This window comes from Cryptosporangium sp. NPDC048952 (assembly GCF_043197895.1).
Classification (GTDB): Bacteria; Actinomycetota; Actinomycetes; order Mycobacteriales; family Cryptosporangiaceae; genus Cryptosporangium.
Genome location: NZ_JBICTY010000002.1, coordinates 430395 through 446319 on the forward strand (window position 1 = coordinate 430395; position 15925 = coordinate 446319).

The following is a 15925-nucleotide window of genomic DNA, read 5'->3' on the forward strand; positions in this document are numbered from 1 at the left end:
GTTGTTCCATTGGGGTTACGCGCTGGTTTAGCGTCTCTTCCCGAGGCCGGCAACGGCGCCGGTCTCACCAGCGCGCGCCCCGGCAACGGCGCCGGGGCGGCGCCGCTGGCTTCCCTATGCGGGAAGCGTGGCGGCGGGGGCGGGGAGCAGGTCGGCCAGGGTGCCGGCCAGGTTTTCGGGGTTGCTGAGGTAGGCGTCGTTGCTGCCGGGGATCGTCAGTACCGAGAGCTGCGGGGCGTCGATGGCACGCAGCGCCGCGTGGACCCAGTCGAGGTAGGCGAGCCAGACCAGGCCGAGGTCGGTCGGGAGCACCTCCGCGAGGTCGGACTCGGTGCTCAGCAGCACGACGGTCGGGCAGCGCACCGCGCGGTACAGCGCGAGCACGTCGAGCTCCTCGACCGCGCGCAACGCCTGACTCAACGTCTCAGGGAGGTCCTGCAGCGACGCGGCGAGGAATGCCGAGAACCGCACGACGTGGTCCGCGCGGTCGTCGTCCGGGAGCGCCGCGAGCTGCTCGGGGCCGGTCGGGTTGCCGTAGCCGTCGATGCTCACGGCGAGGGGGCACTCGGGGTGGGCGACGGCCCAGAACGTGGCCACCGCACCGCCGAGGCCGCGGCCGACCACCGCCGGTCGGTCCAGCTCCAGCGTGTCCGCGACGGCTTCCAGGTCGGCGAGCACCGCCGGCCAGGTCCACGCGCCGGTACCGGAGCGACCGTGCCCGCGCGGCTCGACCACGACCGGCCGGTAGCCCAAGCCGCGCAGCAGCGCGGCGACCGCGTCCCACTCGTCGGCCGTGCCCCGCGCGCCCGGGACGAGCAGGATGTCGCCGCTCCAGCCGCCGTCGTCCAGGCGCGGGTGGCGTCCGTGATCGCGGACGCCGAGCGCAACGTCGCCGGGCACGAGCAGGTCTGCGGGCGCAAGCCCCAGGTCGGTCATGCCTCCCACTGTCCCGCCCGTGTCGACCAGTTATTCCCCGCTGGGCCTGCGGCGGGCGAGGGTGGCTGCCAGGAGGCGGTCGGCGGCGATCGCCAGGAGTACGACGGCGGGCACGGCCGCGAGGAGGGCGCCGCCGATGGCCTGGTCGTCGGCGGCGGTGCGGCTCCCCCACGGCCAGGGCAACGGGAGCACGCGCAGCAGGCCGATCCACCAGTCGGCGGCGACGACTCCCACGACCTTGGCGAGCAGCACCCCGGCGACAACGGCGGCGAGTGCCGCCACGGTCGCCGTCCCGGCACGGGTGGCGTCCGTGCGGCGACCAGCCGGGCGCGGATCAGGTCCGATCAGCCACCAGAACAGCAGCGACCCGGCGCCGAGGAGGTACGCCTGCACGGCGAGGTCCGCCGCGTACGACCAGCGCGTGGCCTCGAAGACGCCGGTGAAGTAGATCCCGGCAAGCCCGAGAACCCACAGGGCGACAACAGTGCCCGGCGCGGTAAGTATCCGCGCGGCACGCGACCGCAGCGCCGCCAGCACCCACTCCCGCGGCCCAGCCACGGCGCCGCTCGCGCTGGGGGCTGCGGGGCGCAGAGCGCGGAGGGTGAGGGTCAGGGGGGCACCGCGGGTGAGCAGTAGCGGGGCCACCACCGCCAGGAAAACGTGCTGGATGATCGTGACGCTGAAGAACACCGGTGCGTAGCGGCCGACGCCGCTGCAGGTGGCGACCACGACGACCGCCAACCCGGCGAACCACGCGACGGTTCGGCCCGTCGCCCAGGGCGCCCCGGCGCGGCGCGCCCGCACCGCCAACTGGCCGTACGCCACGCCCGCTGCAACACAGAACAACACGAACAGCACATCCGGACGCCAGTCAGACGCCAACTGTGCGAAGGAGACCGACGGCGGCATGTCGAACCCGAGCATCGCCACGCCCGGCGTCTCGTGGTGGAGACCCTCCCCGGACTCCAGCGGCGACGGTGTGCGGGCGGTCGCGGCTGAGAGGCCGACGAGCGCGCCGAGCACCGTGAGCTCGAGCGCGGCGAACCGCACGAACGGGCCGGGCAGGCTCCGGCCGAGCGCGGGCACCGTCTGGGTGGTGCGCCAGCGTCCGATCGCCCCCGCGATACCCAGCGCCGCGAGCGACAGGGCGATCAGGCGACCGTAGGCGCTGTCGAGCCCCGTGTCGGACGGGCCCAGCACCACGATCGCCGACACCACTATCGCGACCACCGCGACCCACACGCCGACCAGCGCGATCCGCCCGAACCGCCGAGCAGCGACCAACACCGCCTCAGGCGCCATTCTCCCCCGCCCCGCGCCGCCAGGGCGGGAATCGGTGGTGCGGTCGCGGGCTGCTCGGAGGAGGAGGGCGCAGAGGGTGCCCAGCCAGGTCGTGAGGGCCAGGGTTTCGAGGGCCGCGGACGAGATGGCATAGCGGTGGTCGGCCGTGGAGACCGTGGACTCGACGAAGGTCGGGGACAGTACGCCGAGGAGCGCGACCAGTACGGCGGTCACCGGGGCGCGACGGCTCAGGGCGGTCGCCACGGCCGCCGCGAGGACGGTGGCCAGGCCCGCCTGACCCGCGGACGTGCGCAGGCCCAGGTTGCCGAGCGCCTCGGCGTCGAGGATGCCGCTGACCGGCACCCCGCGGATGTCGGAGAGCGTGAACAGCCAGATCGCGACGGCGGCGACCGTCCAGACGGCCGCTGCCGACCGGGCGACGTGACAGTGGAACCGGGTGACGGCGGGTCCGCCGTCCGGCGACGGGCTCCACAGCACCGCGGCGAGCAGATTGCCGACGACGAGCGCGGCGGCGAACTGCGCCACGACCTCGGTGAGCGGGAGCCCCCACCCGGTGAGCACACCGGGGTCGGGCAGACCCGGGGCCACCGACCGGCCGGCACCGCCGCCCAGCGCGAGCGCGGCCAACGCCACCAGCAGCGCGACCGCCCCCGCCATCGCCACGTGCTGCCCGGCCTGCGACGGCGAAGGCAACACCTCGTCCGCCCGCACCCGCCGCCCCCGCGACGCGACGCGCCTCGCGCCCTCGTCGTCGGACTCGTCCTCGTCGAACTCGTCCTCGTCGAAGTCGGCGGAAGCGTGCTCGGCGCCGTCGGTGTCGTCACGCACGTCGTCGTCGCTGTCCTCGCCCGGCACCTCGCCCTGCGCGGCATCGCCGTCCGGCCTCGATCGCGGATCGCGATCGAGCTCGCGCGGATCGGGATCGGCCTCGTCGTCGCGACCGGCGTCGGATGTCGAGTCCTCGGGGAGGACGGACGAGCGGCGAGGTGTGGCGTGCCCCATGCTTCCTCTACGGTCCCGGAGTGTCACTCGTTCAATCGGGAGGCAGCTTAGGCGAGGAGGCCGGCGCGGCGGGCCAGGGCTGCTGCTTCGGTGCGGCCGCCCGCACCGAGCTTGGCCATCAGGTTCGACACGTGGACGCTGACCGTCTTGTCGCTGATGTACAGGGAGCGGCCGATCTGCCGGTTGGTGCGGCCGAGCGCGAGCAGCTCGAGGACCTGTTGTTCGCGGGGCGTCAGCTCGGTGTCGCGGCGTTCCGGCACCGGCCGCGACCCCGTCAGCGCCGACAACTCGGCGAGCAGCGGCGAGGCCCCCAGCTCGGCCGCGACGACCCGCGCCGCGTCGGCCTCGCGCTGGGACCCGGCCGTGTCGCCGGTGGCCAGCAACGCCGACGCCAGCAGCGCTCCGGACCGGGCGATCTCGTACCGGTGCCCGTACCCGAACGCGTCCAGCGACGCCCGCCACGAGGCCACCAGCTCCTCCGCCGAGGGGGCGTCGGTGGCGGCCGCCCAGCGCAGCCGGGCCCACTCCGCGTCGGCCCGGGCGACCCAGGCCGCGCTCTCCGGCCCGAAGCGGCTCCGCTGCACCCGGATGCTCTCCGCGACGTCGCGGACGGACTCGACGAGCTCCTCACCGCGCCGCACCGCGGCGGCCCGCTCGCCGGCGCCCGCCGGCGCGGCCGAGCCCGCGAGCGCGCCGAGCGCCAGTGCGTGCAGCCGGAACCGGGCGTCGAACCAGGGGTTGCCCCACAGCGTCGAGACCGTCTCGACGACCTCGTCGTGCGTGGCTAGCGCGGCCCCGAGATCACCGCGCTGAGCGTGGGCGTCGATCAGCGCGGCGCCGGCGATGATCGCCAGCACCCCGTCGCGCTTCCACCAGGGCCGGTTCGTCTCGCCCCGGCGCAGGACGTCGGCGTGGCCGCGTCCGACGCGTACCGGAAGGCTCGCGGCCATCATCCCCGCGCGGGCCAGCGCCGGCGCCTCCGGATAGGCCTCGGCGGCACGCAGCGCGTCGTCCCAGTTGCCGGTGGCGTAGTCGGCCTGGATCCGCATGGCCAGCGCGTCCGCGCCGTAGGGGGCCCAGGGGCGGCCGCCGTCCCGGGCGATCGCCGCGGCCTCGGCGAACGACTCGCGCGCGGCTTCGAGTTTGCCCTGCTCGTACTCGAACATCGCCAGGCTGTAGACCGACCGCAGCCGCGCGGCCAGATCACCGGTGGCGTGTGCCCGCGCGACGCTCTCGTGCAGCAGCTTCTCGGCCTGCGCCGGTTCGGCCCGCCACCGTTCGACGCGGCCCCGGGTGGTCGCCGCGTCGGCTTCGACGTCGGGCGTCCCGGCCGCGATGGCCGCCGATCGGGCCTGTTCGGCGTAGGCGATCGCCTCGTCGGCGTGGCGGTCGTTGGCCGACAACGCCCGGGCCAACGCCGCGAGCGCCCGCGCGCGCAACGCACTCGGTGGCTGTTCGGGCACGATCTCCAGCGCCTGGCGCGCGAGGCCCACGACGTCGTGCTCGGTGTCGAACGCGACGGTGTGCTCGCTGAGCAGGATCAGCAGCGACGCGCGGACGTCGGGCGCGGCGTCGGCGGGCAACCGGCCCAGCGCCTCCTCGATCATGTGCACGGCCCGGAACGGGTAACCGGCGTGGGACGCGGCGCTCGCCGCCTTGCGGGGCAGCTCGACCACAGTGCGGGGATCGTCGACCATCGACGACAGCTCCTGCGCCGACTCGTACAGGTGCATCGCCTCGGCGGGCGCGGCGACACGCATCGCCTCGTCACCGGCGCGGATACCGGCATCGAACGCGGTGGCCAGGTCACCGGCCTCGCGGGCGTGGCGGGCCAGGTCGGCGTCGGTGCCGGGCAGCTCCAGGCTGGCGATGACCTCGGCGAACTGTGCGTGGTGGCGACGCCGCTCGCCGGGCAGCAGGTCGTCGTAGACCGCTTCGGCGAGCAGCGCGTGCTTGAACGCGTACTTGTCGCCGGGCCGCCGTTCCAGGACGTGCGCGTCGCCGGCCTCGCGGAGCGCGGCGTCCAGCGCGGCCGGAGCGAGACCGGCCACGCGCACCAGTCGGTCGTGGTGGATCTTCAGGCCCGCGACCGCCACCAGCTGTAGGACGTGCCGGGTGTCGGCGGAGAGGCGCTCGAGGCGGAGCAGCAGCAGATCGGCCAGGTCACGCGGGATGGCCACGGATGCCGAGGGCCGCACGACGAGCTCGGCGATCAGCTGCTCGGCGAAGAACGCGTTGCCCTGCGCACGGTCGAGCACGTCGTCGAGAGCGGCGTCGTCCAGGTCGGCGGTCGTGCCCTCGGCCAGGCCCCGGACCAGCGCGGCGGCATCGGCCCGCTCCAGCGGCCGCAACGTGACCCGCAGGACACCGGGCAGCCGGCCCCATTCGAGCGCGACGGTGCGCAGCGGATGACGTCGATGAAGATCGTCGGAGCGGTAGGACGCGACCGGCACCACCGGCGCACCGGGCTCGCCGGACAGGCGGGTGAGCAGGAAGCCGAACAGCTCCCGAGTGGCGCCGTCGGCCCAGTGCAGGTCTTCCAGGACGAGTAACACCCGACGGTCGGCGGCGAGCTCGAACAGCGCGCCGAGCACGGCCTCGTAGAGCACCGCCGGGTCGAGGCGCCCCTCGTCGCCGTCGGCCCCGAAGTTGCGGCGCTGCGGCAGCAGCCGGGCCAGCGGCGGGTACTGCACCCGGAGACGTTCGACGGTGTCGGGTTCGTCCCGCGCGAGCCGCCCGAAGGCTTCGCTGATCGGGAGGAAGGGAACAGCATCACCCCCGAAGCTGACGCAGTGCCCCACCAGGACCAGCGCGCCCTCGGCGTCGGCCGCGCGGGCGAACTCCCGCAACAGACGGGTCTTGCCGATGCCTGCCTCACCCGACACGACGGCCGCGCCGGCTCCACCCGGCGCGGCTCCGTCGAGCAACCCCCGTAGCGTCGCCAGTTCGGCGTCGCGGCCGACCAATGGCGCCGGCTCCGCACTCGTCATGAATGCATTGTCGCTGTCGGGTCCGACAGAATATTCGGTGACCGTCTGAGCAGCCATGATCAGCAGTCAGGTCCGGACGGACGGAGTCGGTGGCGGGCGAACATCAGCGTGAACAGCCCGGCCCGGTGGCGCCGCGGACGATCCTCCTGGTCCGCACGCGGCGCGCCGGAACCGAGGCGCTCACGGGTGTAGTCGTACTGGGCCTTCACGAAGTCTTCGGTGAGCGAGAACATGGATATTAAGGTGCGCGTCTAAGGGGGGTCGGGACATCGTCACTTATCCCTAGTCGGACGCCCCCTCAGGCCTTAGGTGGCAGGCCGAAGCCCCGGAAGTACCCCTCACCGAGGAACGACGTGATGCCGGCGATCCGGTCGTCGGCGAAGTCGAACACGTTCACCGACCAGGGCAGATACGGCCCGTCGGGATCGGTTGCCGCCAGATAGGACGCCACCGCGGGCCCCCCGTTGGCCCAGGTGACCCGGTGCCGCCAGGAACCGCACCGAGCCATCGGTACCGCCAGGGCGAAAGCCCGTACGGCCTCCGCCCCCGCGTACCACTGCGGCAGCGGCGGCATCGACCACGTCACGTCCTCGGTCAGCAACGCGACCAGCGCCTCCGCGTCACCCCGCTCGAGCGCCCCGGCGAAGCTCTCGACCGTCCGGCGCAGCTCCGCGTCGTCGGGCGAGCGCACCGACGGCAGCGGCAGCTGCGCCCGCGCGCGCTGCAGCGCGCTGTTCACCGACGCCACGCTCGTGTCCATCGTCGCGGCGATCTCCGCCGCCGAGAACCCGAGGACGTCGAAGAGCAGCAGCGCGGCCCGCTGGTTACCCGACAGGTGCTGGCAGGCCGCGACGTACGCGAGCTCCACGGCCTCCCGCTGCTCGTACTGCCCGTCCGGCGCCGGGTACGGCGTCAGCCACGGCACGTCGATCGCGGCCACGTCGTCCGGAACCGGGTGGTCGGCGGAGGGGCCCAGGTCCACCGGCAGCAGTCTGCGGCCGCGGTTCGCCAGCGCGTCCAGGCACACCCGGGTGGTCACCGTGTACAGCCAGGTCCGCAGCGAACTGCGCCGCTCGAACCGGGACAGGCCTCGCCAGGCACGCACGAGGGCGTCCTGCAGAGCGTCGTCCGCATCGTGGATCGAGCCCAGCATGCGGTAACAGTGCGCACGGAGCTCCGGTTGCAGGGGCCCGACCAAGCGGCCGAAGGCCGCGTCGTCGCCGTCCAGCGCACGGGCCAGGTCGTCGGACAGAGAAACTTCGCTCACGACCGATGAGTCTGCCCCACCGCAACGGTCACCATCCCCGAGCAATCGAGGAGGAACCATGCTGGAAGTACCCGGAGCCCGCCTGTACTACGAAGTGCGCGGGAGCGGACCGCTCGTCGTGCTGGTCGGCGCACCGATGGACGCCGCCGCGTTCGAGGGCGTCGCGACGCTGCTCGCGACCGACCACACAGTGCTGACCACCGATCCCCGGGGGATCAACCGCAGCACCGTCGACGACCCGGACCGCGACTCCAGCCCCGAGGACCGCGCCGACGACCTGGCCCGCCTGATCGCGCACGCCGACGCCGGTCCGGCGGTCGCGTTCGGGTCCAGCGGCGGCGCGGTGAGCGTGCTCGCGCTGGCGCAGCGGCACCCGGAGCACGTGCGCACGGCGATCGCGCACGAGCCACCGCTGATCGAGCTGCTCGACGACCGCGCACAGTTGCGCGCGAACACCGAGGACATGATCGCCACCTACCTGCGCGGCGACCACCGCGGTGCCTGGTTGCTGTTTCTGCAGAACGCCAACATCCAGCTGCCGGACGACGTGTTCGCGATGATGTTCGGCGGACCGCGCGAGGGACAGTCCGCCGCCGACGAGCACTACCAGTTCGCGCACATGCTGCGGGGAACGACGTACTGGCGGCCGGATCTGGGGGCTTTGACGGCGGCGAACGTGGAGATCGGCATCGGCGAGGACTCCACCGGCCAGCTCTGCGACCGCACGTCCCGCGCACTCGCCACCGCACTCGGCACCACGCCGACGATGTTCCCCGGTGACCACACCGGGTTCCTCGACCACCCGGAGACGTTCGCGGCGACGATCAGCGCTCTGGGCTGAGCGACCCCGGGAAGTCGCCGGCGCGGCCGAGCAGCGCGGGGATCTGCGATCCCAGCTCCTTCTCGATGAAAGCGGCCGCGCCGACGACGCCGGACAGCGTCAGGCCCGACGCGATTCCGGAGCGACGCAGCGCGTAGGTGAGATCCTCGGTGGCGATGTTGCCGGTCGCGTTCGGGGCGAACGGGCAACCGCCGATTCCGCCCGCGCTCGCGTCCAGCGCGGCGGCGCCGTGCTCCACGGCCGTGAGCGCGTTGGCGTAGCCGGTGTTGCGGGTGTTGTGGAAGTGGAACCGCAGCGGCAGGTCGGTGACTTCCCGCGAGGCCTCGACCAGCCGCACGACGTCGGCCGGGACGCCCACGCCGATCGTGTCGGCCAGCGCGATTTCGTTCGCCCCGGCGTCGACACAGTCTTCGACCAGGCCGGCCACGACGGACGGGGCCACCTCGCCCTCGAAGGGACAGCCGAAGCTGGCGCCGATCGTGGCCGTGACCGGCAACCCGGCCGCGCGGGCGCGGCCGCTGACCGCGGCGAACGACCGGACCGCATCGGCGACCGACATGCCCTGGTTGCGCCGGCTGAACGTCTCGCTGGCCACGAGGACGACGTTGACCTCGTCGACGCCCGCGGCCAACGCGCGGTCGAGGCCGCGCTCGTTGAGGACCAGCCCGATGTAGCGGACCTCGCCGGAGCGGGGAACGCCGGCCATCACGGCCTCCGCGTCGGCCATCTGCGGAACCCGCTTCGGGTGGACGAAGCTGGTGGCCTCGATGCGCCGGGCGCCGGCGGCGATCAGTGCCTCGATGTAGGCGATCTTCGCGCCCGTGGGCACCAGTGCGCTCTCGTTCTGCAGGCCGTCTCGCGGTCCCACTTCCACGATCTCCACCATGTGTCCTGTTTAGCATCGCCGTCGAGATGTATGCAATGCAGAAGAAACAACGGTCCAACCTCTTGAGAAAGAGGGAACCGATCCACTACATGTATGCAATCGGCGAATGAAGGGCCCTCTAATGACGGCAGCGAGCGATCGCGCGGCCGACGAGCTGCGCACCCGCATCCTCGGCGGGGAGTACGTGCCCGGTGAGCGCCTCGGCGAGGCGGAACTCGCCGGGACACTCGGCGTGAGCCGCACGCCCGTGCGCGAGGCGCTGCGCAGACTCGCGGCCGACGGGCTGGTCGAGATCACGACGAACAAGGGCGCCCGGGTCGTCGAGCACCCCGTCGACGACCTCGACGCGATCTTCGCGATCCGCGCGCACGTCGAGGGCATCGCCGCGCGCACCGCCGCCGAACGGGCGTCGGACGCCGACATCGACCGGCTCGACGAGATCGCGACCGAGCTGACGCGCTGTTCGGACGCCGGGCTGCTGGAGGAGGTGTACCGGCTCAACTCGCAGTTCCACGGCCGGATCAACAGCCTGTCGCGCAGCAGCGTGCTGACCAGCACGGTCAATCAGCTGATCCACGCGTCGGTGCTGTTCCGGACGCTGCACGCCTTCGACGAGGGCGCGCGCCGAAGGAGCTGCGCGCACCACCACGAGATCGTGGCCGCGCTGCGCGCCCGGGACGGCGACTGGGCCGAAGCCGTCATGCACGCCCACCTGTTCTCGGCCCGCGCATCGCTGCTCGGACCTCGTCCGCGTCAAGCGGACGAGGTCTCCCGATGACAACTCGGCTGCCGTCTACCCGCGCCTCGCTACTGGGCTTGCGCCCCCGTTCCAAGGAGGACCCCCGATGACCCGCCCGCTGCCGTTGCGTGACGTCCGCGTCATCGAGCTGGGCCAGTTACTGGCCGGCCCGTTCTGCGGGCAGCTGCTCGGCGACTTCGGCGCCGAGGTGATCAAGGTGGAAGACCCGTCCAAGGGCGACCCGATGCGCCAGTGGGGCCGCGAGAAGCCGCACGGACGGTCGCTGTGGTGGCCGGTCGTGGCCCGCAACAAGAAGTCGATCACCGCGAACCTGAGGTCGGCGGACGGGCAGGACCTGCTGCGCCGGCTGATCACGAAGTCCGACGTGCTGCTGGAGAACTTCCGGCCCGGAACGCTCGAACGCTGGGGCCTCGCGCCCGAGAAGCTGTGGGAGATCAACCCGCGGCTGGTCGTCACCCGCGTCACCGGCTACGGCCAGACCGGTCCGTACGCCGCACGCGCCGGGTTCGGGTCGATCGGCGAGGCGATGGGCGGCATCCGGTACGTCACCGGTTCGCCCGACCAGCCGCCGTCGCGCGCCGGGATCTCGCTCGGCGACTCGCTCGCCGCCATGCACGCGACGCTCGGCACGCTGGTCGCGCTGCACGAGCGGGACAACTCCGGGCAGGGCCAGGTCGTCGACGCGGCGATCTACGAGTCGGTGCTCGGGCTGATGGAATCGCTGCTTCCCGAGTGGCAGCAGGCCGGTTACCAGCGCGAACGCACCGGTCCGGTGCTGCCGAACGTCGCGCCGAGCAACGTGTACCCGACGCGGGACGGCGACAGCATCCTGATCGCGGCGAACCAGGATTCGGTGTTCGGGCGGTTGGCCGCGGTGATGGGGGCTTCGTCCTTGAAGGACGATCCACGGTACTCCACCCACGGCGCCCGCGGGGAGTTCATGGACGAGCTCGATGCGCTGATCGCGGACTGGACCGTGTTGCACGACACCGAGGAGCTGCTCGAGGCGCTGCACGAGGGCGGCGTCCCGGCCGGGCGCATCTACAAAGCCAAAGACATGTTCGGCGATCCGCACTTCGCCGCCCGCGACGCGATCGTCACCGTGCCCGACGCCAACCTCGGCCCGGTCGCGATGCAGAACGTGTTCCCGAAACTGTCGGCATCTCCTGGCAGTGTGCGTGCCACCGGACCGGAGCTCGGCCAGCACAACGAGGAGATCTACTCCGGCCTTCTCGGCCTGTCGGACGACGAAATTTCACGGCTCAGAGGAGCCGGCACCATCTGATAGGAAGGCGCACGGGCTATGCGTTACCGGTTAGGTGTGGACGTCGGGGGCACGTTCACCGATGTCCTGCTCATCAACGAAGACAGCGGCGAGTCGTTCCGCGCCAAGACCCCGTCCACTCCGCACGACCAGTCCGTCGGCGTACTCACCGGCATCGAGAAGGTCTGCGCGGCCGCCGGCACGTCGGTCGACGCCGTCGGGCAGGTCCTGCACGGCACCACCGTCGCCACCAACGCGATCCTCGAGGGCAAGGGCGCGACGGTCGGCCTGGTCACCACCGCCGGTTTCCGGCAGGTGCTGCAGATCGCCCGGTCGTTCGTGCCCGGCGGCCTGGCGGGCTGGATCATCTGGCCCAAACCCGAGCCGCTCGCGGCGCTGGAGAACACCGTCGAGGCCGTCGAACGGATCGGCGCCGACGGTTCGATCGTCACGCCGCTCGACGAGGACGACCTGCGCGGCAAGCTCCGCACGCTGGGTGACCGGGGCATCGAGGCCCTCGCGGTCGCGCTGATCAACTCCTACGTCTGGTCGGGCCACGAGGACCGCATCGCCGCGATCGCCGCCGAGGAACTGCCCGGCATCCCGGTGTCGATCTCGTCGCAGGTGCTGCCGGAACTGCGGGAGTACGAGCGGACGATCACCACCGTCGCCAACGCCTACGTGCAGCCGCAGGCGGCCCGGTACCTCGACAACATGAGCCAGCGCCTGTCGCGGAAGCTCTACATCCTGCGCAGCGACGGCGGCCTGGCCAGCGCCGCCGCCGCCGCGGACAACCCGGTGTCGATGCTGCTCTCCGGCCCCGCCGGCGGTGTCAGTGGCGCGGTCTGGGCGGCCACCCGCGCCGGCTACTCCGACCTGCTCACGTTCGACATGGGCGGCACCTCGACCGACGTCGCCCTGGTGGAGGGAGGCGTACCGCGCATCGGACGCGAGACGCAGGTCGGAGACCTGAAGGTCCGGTCGGCCTCGGTCGACGTGCGGACGGTCGGCGCCGGCGGTGGGTCGATCGCGCACGTGCCCGAGCTGACGCGGGCGCTGCGGGTGGGGCCGCAGTCGGCGGGCGCCGACCCCGGGCCCGCCGCGTACGGCAAGGGCGGGGCGGAGCCCACCGTCACCGACGCGAACGTGGTGCTGGGTTATCTGCCGTCCGAACTCGCCGGTGGGGAGATCGCGCTCGATCGCGAGGCCGCCCGTACCGCGGTGGCACGGGTGCAGGACGGCATGGGCCTGGAATCGGTCGAGGCAGCCGCCGCGGGCATCGTCGACATCGTCAACGAGAACATGCTCGGCGCGTTGCGCCTGGTCTCGGTGCAGCAGGGCTACGACCCGCGTGACTTCGCGCTGGTCGCGTTCGGTGGCGCCGGGCCCCTGCACGCCAACGCGCTCGGCAAACTGACCGGCGCCTGGCCCGTGATCATCCCGCCGTCGCCGGGTGTCCTGTGTGCCTACGGCGACGCCACGACCGGTCTGCGCGACGAGGCGGCGCGCACGTACATCCGGCGGTTCTCCGAGCTCACCGACGACGAGGTACGCGGGCTGTACTCGGAGCTGGCCGAGCAGGCGATCGCCACGCTCGAAGCCGAGGGGGTTCCCCGGGCCGAGCAGACGCTGTCGTACCAGGCCGACCTGCGTTACCACGGCCAGGGCTTCGAGATCACCGTCAACGTCGACCTGGACGATTTCAGTCTGTCCGCGCTGGGTTCGTCGTTCGACACCGAGCACGAGCGGCTCTTCTCGTTCCTGCTCACCCGCAACGAGCACGAGCTGGTCAGCGCCCGCGCGGCGGCGACCGGTCCACGTCCGCACGTGAAAGCCACCGAACTGGCCGAGGCCGATCCCGATCCGGCCGACGCCGTGCGCACCACCACCACGATCTACGTCGAGGGTGCAGCCACCGAGGCGCGAGTGTACGACCGGGCGAAGCTGCTCGCCGGGCACGTCGTCACCGGCCCCGCGATCGTGACCGAGATGGACTCCACGACGCTCGTCCTGCCCGGGTACGCGGCCACCGTGCATCCCACCGGCAGCCTGCTCATTCGTCCCGTCGCCGAGGAGGCGTGATGGCCGAGATCATCGAAACCGCTGTCGCGCCGGTGACGTCGGTCGACGTCGACCCGGTGACGCTCGACATCATCGAGAACGCGCTGCGCAACGCCCGGTACGAGATGGACGAGGTGCTGTTCCGCACCGCGCTCTCCCCCGGCATCCGCGAGCAGCACGACGAGTTCCCCCTCATCGGCGACCCGTCGGGGCGGATGGTCGTCGGACAGTTCGGGCTCTCGATCCCGGCGCTGCTCGACCGGTACGAGGGCACGATCGGCGAGGGCGACGTGCTGCTCACGTCCGACCCGTACTCCTGCGACGGCGCGATCAGCCACGCCAACGACTGGCTGGTGGTCATGCCCATCTACGTCGACGGGCGGGTCGTGGGCTGGTCGTCGATGTTCGGGCACATGTCCGACGTCGGCGGCAAGACCGTCAGCTCGATGCCCACCGACGCGCACACGATCTTCGAGGAGGGCGTCATCATTCCGCCCTTCAAGCTGTACGCGGGCGGGGTGCTCAACGAGGACGCGCTGCGGATCATCCTCAACCAGGTCCGCCAGCCGGAGTGGAACCGCGCCGACCTCAACGGCATCGTCGCCGCGTGCCGCACGGCGTCGCGGCGGATCCAGGAGCTGTGCGAACGCTTCGGCGTCGACACGTACGTCTCGGCACTCGACGCGCTGCTCGACCGCAACTACCAGGCAATGAAGACGCTGCTCACGACGATCTTCGAAGACGGCGAGACGGTCAGCTTCTCCGACTACATCTGCGACGACGGCGTCGGCTACGGCCCGTACAAGCTGGTGTTGTCGCTGACCCGCACCGGCGACAAGGTGCTGCTGGACTTCACCGGCTCCGCGCCCCAGTCGCCCGGGCCGATCAACTACTACATCAACGACAACCTCGCCCGGATGTTCTTCGGGATCTACATGATCACGGTGGCCGATCCGCAGATCCTGTGGAACGACGGCTTCTACCCGCTGGTCGACGTGAAGATCCCCGACGACACGTTCTGGAAGCCGAAGTACCCGGCCGCGCTCAACGCCCGCAACCACGGCGTCGGGCGGATCTTCGACCTGTTCGGCGGGCTGCTCGGTCAGAAGAACCCGTCGCTGCTCAACGCGGCCGGGTTCTCGTCGTCGCCGCACTTCATGTACTCGGGGCACTACGCCGACGGCGAGCGGGCCGGCGAGTGGTTCCAGCTGTACTCGATCGGGTTCGGCGGTATCCCGGGGCGGCCGATCGGTGACGGGCCCGATGGTCACTCGCTCTGGCCGTCGTTCGTGAACATTCCGTGCGAGTACCTGGAGTCGTACTACCCGTTACGCATCGAGCGCTGGGAAACCGTCGCCGACACGGGTGGGGCGGGGCTGCACCGCGGCGGCAACGGTGTCGACGTGGCCTACCGATTCCTGCAGCCGGGCACGATCGCGATCCACGACGACCGCTGGTTGACCTACCCGTGGGGCGTCAACGGCGGCGACCCCGGCGCGCGTGGCCGCAAGTACATCGACCGTGCCGACGGGTCGCGGGAGATCCTGCCGTCGAAGGTGCACGACGTGGCCGTGAACGTCGGCGACGTGCTGCACTTCGTCACCTGGGGCGGCGGCGGGTGGGGCGACCCGCTGGAGCGCTCGCCGGAACTCGTCGAGCTCGAGGTGCGGCGCGGGCTCGTGTCGGAGTCCGGCGCCGAACGGTACGGGGTGGTGCTCGACCCGGACGGGGGGCTGGATTCGCCGGCCACCTCGGAATTGCGGGAACGGTTGCGGGCGTCGCGTCCGGAACCGGCGGTGTTCAACATGGGGCCGCCGCTCGAGGAGATCCTGGCGCGGAGCTTGGAAGAGACCGGGTTGCCCGCGCCGCGCGACCCCGCGACGGCGCAGCGTCCCTGACGTCCCGTGCGGCCCGGGTGCTTCCCCGGGCCGCACGGCTCCCCTTCGGAGGTGGCTCGTGACTCTGTCCGACGACACTCTGTCCGATGACTACGTGGGTGCCGGGTTCGGCCAGCCGCTCGACTGGGGAACGTCACCAGCAGTGCTGGTGATCGACATGGTGCGGGCGTATTTCGAGCCGGGCGCCGAGCTCTATCTGGGATCGCGCTCGTGCCTGGACTCCGCGGCCCGGGTCGTCGGCGCGGCGCGGGCCGCCGGCGTGCCGATCGTCGTCACCCAGGTCGCGTACGCGGCGGACGGGGCCGACGGCGGGCTCTTCTACCGGAAGGTCGGCGCACTGCGGCACTTCGCCGCGGGCGCTCCCGGCGGGCTCGGCGACGTGATGCCCGAGGTCGCGCCCCAGCCGGGTGACGTCGTGGTCACCAAGCAGTACGCCAGCGCGTTCTTCGGCACGTCGCTGGCGGCGACGCTCACGTCCCGGCGGATCGACACCCTCGTGATCTGCGGGGTGAGTACCAGCGGGTGCGTCCGGGCGACCGCTGTGGACGCGATCTCGTCCGGTTACGTACCGATCGTCGTGGCCGACGCCGTGGGAGACCGCGACCCGCGTCCGCACGAAGCCAACCTGTTCGACCTGGCCGCCAAGTACGCGGAGGTCTGGTCGGAAGAACGCGTGATGGAGCGCCTGAATCGGCGTTAACATCGGGGGCGCTCGCTA

General features: G+C 71.9%; 12 protein-coding genes. 6 read left to right on the forward strand and 6 right to left on the reverse strand.

The genetic code is table 11. From position 1 onward, the window contains the following. Positions 1-114: 114 nt before the first annotated feature. The 5 genes from ACGFY5_RS10230 to ACGFY5_RS10250 form a co-directional block, all read right to left on the reverse strand. Positions 115-936 carry an alpha/beta fold hydrolase gene (locus ACGFY5_RS10230; protein ID WP_392719267.1) on the reverse strand — a complete coding sequence of 274 codons (822 nt, stop codon included), beginning with the start codon at positions 934-936 and terminating at the stop codon, positions 115-117. Positions 937-966: 30 nt separating this feature from the next. Continuing rightward, the gene (locus tag ACGFY5_RS10235; RefSeq protein ID WP_392719268.1) at positions 967-3240 is read right to left on the reverse strand and encodes a cytochrome c oxidase assembly protein; all 2274 of its coding nucleotides are present in this window, start codon (positions 3238-3240) and stop codon (positions 967-969) included. 47 nt (positions 3241-3287) lie between these two features. Further along, positions 3288-6230, reverse strand: a complete 2943-nt coding sequence (locus ACGFY5_RS10240; RefSeq protein ID WP_392719269.1) for an AAA family ATPase — start codon at positions 6228-6230, stop codon at positions 3288-3290. A 59-nt stretch (positions 6231-6289) separates the two neighbouring features. Next, positions 6290-6463, reverse strand: coding sequence for a hypothetical protein (locus ACGFY5_RS10245; protein ID WP_392719270.1), 174 nt, complete (start codon positions 6461-6463; stop codon positions 6290-6292). A gap of 65 nt (positions 6464-6528) precedes the next feature. Further along, complete coding sequence (locus ACGFY5_RS10250; protein WP_392719271.1) at positions 6529-7497, reverse strand: sigma-70 family RNA polymerase sigma factor; 969 nt, start codon at positions 7495-7497, stop codon at positions 6529-6531. A gap of 58 nt (positions 7498-7555) precedes the next feature. Between ACGFY5_RS10250 and ACGFY5_RS10255 the strand changes: the two genes are divergently transcribed. After that, positions 7556-8338, forward strand: a complete 783-nt coding sequence (locus tag ACGFY5_RS10255) for an alpha/beta fold hydrolase (protein ID WP_392719272.1) — start codon at positions 7556-7558, stop codon at positions 8336-8338. Here ACGFY5_RS10255 and ACGFY5_RS10260 read toward each other — a convergent pair. Further along, a complete protein-coding gene (locus ACGFY5_RS10260; RefSeq protein WP_392719273.1) occupies positions 8322-9224 on the reverse strand; it encodes a hydroxymethylglutaryl-CoA lyase in 903 nt (300 codons plus the stop codon). The genes ACGFY5_RS10255 and ACGFY5_RS10260 overlap by 17 nt on opposite strands. A gap of 121 nt (positions 9225-9345) precedes the next feature. On the opposite strand from ACGFY5_RS10260, the gene ACGFY5_RS10265 reads away from it, so the two are divergent. The 5 genes from ACGFY5_RS10265 to ACGFY5_RS10285 all read left to right on the forward strand — a co-directional run bounded on the left by ACGFY5_RS10265 (position 9346) and on the right by ACGFY5_RS10285 (position 15907). Next, on the forward strand, positions 9346-10002 hold the full coding sequence (locus tag ACGFY5_RS10265) for a GntR family transcriptional regulator (RefSeq protein ID WP_392719274.1): 657 nt from the start codon (positions 9346-9348) through the stop codon (positions 10000-10002). A 67-nt stretch (positions 10003-10069) separates the two neighbouring features. Beyond that, the gene (locus tag ACGFY5_RS10270) at positions 10070-11269 is read left to right on the forward strand and encodes a CaiB/BaiF CoA transferase family protein (protein WP_392719275.1); all 1200 of its coding nucleotides are present in this window, start codon (positions 10070-10072) and stop codon (positions 11267-11269) included. A gap of 18 nt (positions 11270-11287) precedes the next feature. Beyond that, positions 11288-13330: a hydantoinase/oxoprolinase family protein gene (locus ACGFY5_RS10275; RefSeq protein ID WP_392719276.1), complete on the forward strand. Its 2043-nt coding sequence runs from the start codon at positions 11288-11290 to the stop codon at positions 13328-13330. After that, positions 13330-15207, forward strand: a complete 1878-nt coding sequence (locus tag ACGFY5_RS10280; protein WP_392719277.1) for a hydantoinase B/oxoprolinase family protein — start codon at positions 13330-13332, stop codon at positions 15205-15207. The genes ACGFY5_RS10275 and ACGFY5_RS10280 overlap by 1 nt, the downstream gene beginning before the upstream one ends. Positions 15208-15271: 64 nt before the next feature. After that, positions 15272-15907: an isochorismatase family protein gene (locus tag ACGFY5_RS10285; RefSeq protein WP_392720464.1), complete on the forward strand. Its 636-nt coding sequence runs from the start codon at positions 15272-15274 to the stop codon at positions 15905-15907. Positions 15908-15925 lie beyond the last annotated feature (18 nt).

Excerpts from the sequence above, each read along its gene's own strand:
- ACGFY5_RS10230 (WP_392719267.1), bottom strand. The coding sequence starts at position 936 with ATGACCGACCTGGGGCTTGCGCCCGCAGACCTGCTCGTGCCCGGCGAC.
- ACGFY5_RS10235 (WP_392719268.1), bottom strand. The coding sequence starts at position 3,240 with ATGGGGCACGCCACACCTCGCCGCTCGTCCGTCCTCCCCGAGGACTCG.
- ACGFY5_RS10240 (WP_392719269.1), bottom strand. The coding sequence starts at position 6,230 with ATGACGAGTGCGGAGCCGGCGCCATTGGTCGGCCGCGACGCCGAACTG.
- ACGFY5_RS10245 (WP_392719270.1), bottom strand. The coding sequence starts at position 6,463 with ATGTTCTCGCTCACCGAAGACTTCGTGAAGGCCCAGTACGACTACACC.
- ACGFY5_RS10255 (WP_392719272.1), top strand. The coding sequence starts at position 7,556 with ATGCTGGAAGTACCCGGAGCCCGCCTGTACTACGAAGTGCGCGGGAGC.
- ACGFY5_RS10260 (WP_392719273.1), bottom strand. The coding sequence starts at position 9,224 with ATGGTGGAGATCGTGGAAGTGGGACCGCGAGACGGCCTGCAGAACGAG.
- ACGFY5_RS10265 (WP_392719274.1), top strand. The coding sequence starts at position 9,346 with ATGACGGCAGCGAGCGATCGCGCGGCCGACGAGCTGCGCACCCGCATC.
- ACGFY5_RS10270 (WP_392719275.1), top strand. The coding sequence starts at position 10,070 with ATGACCCGCCCGCTGCCGTTGCGTGACGTCCGCGTCATCGAGCTGGGC.
- ACGFY5_RS10275 (WP_392719276.1), top strand. The coding sequence starts at position 11,288 with ATGCGTTACCGGTTAGGTGTGGACGTCGGGGGCACGTTCACCGATGTC.
- ACGFY5_RS10280 (WP_392719277.1), top strand. The coding sequence starts at position 13,330 with ATGGCCGAGATCATCGAAACCGCTGTCGCGCCGGTGACGTCGGTCGAC.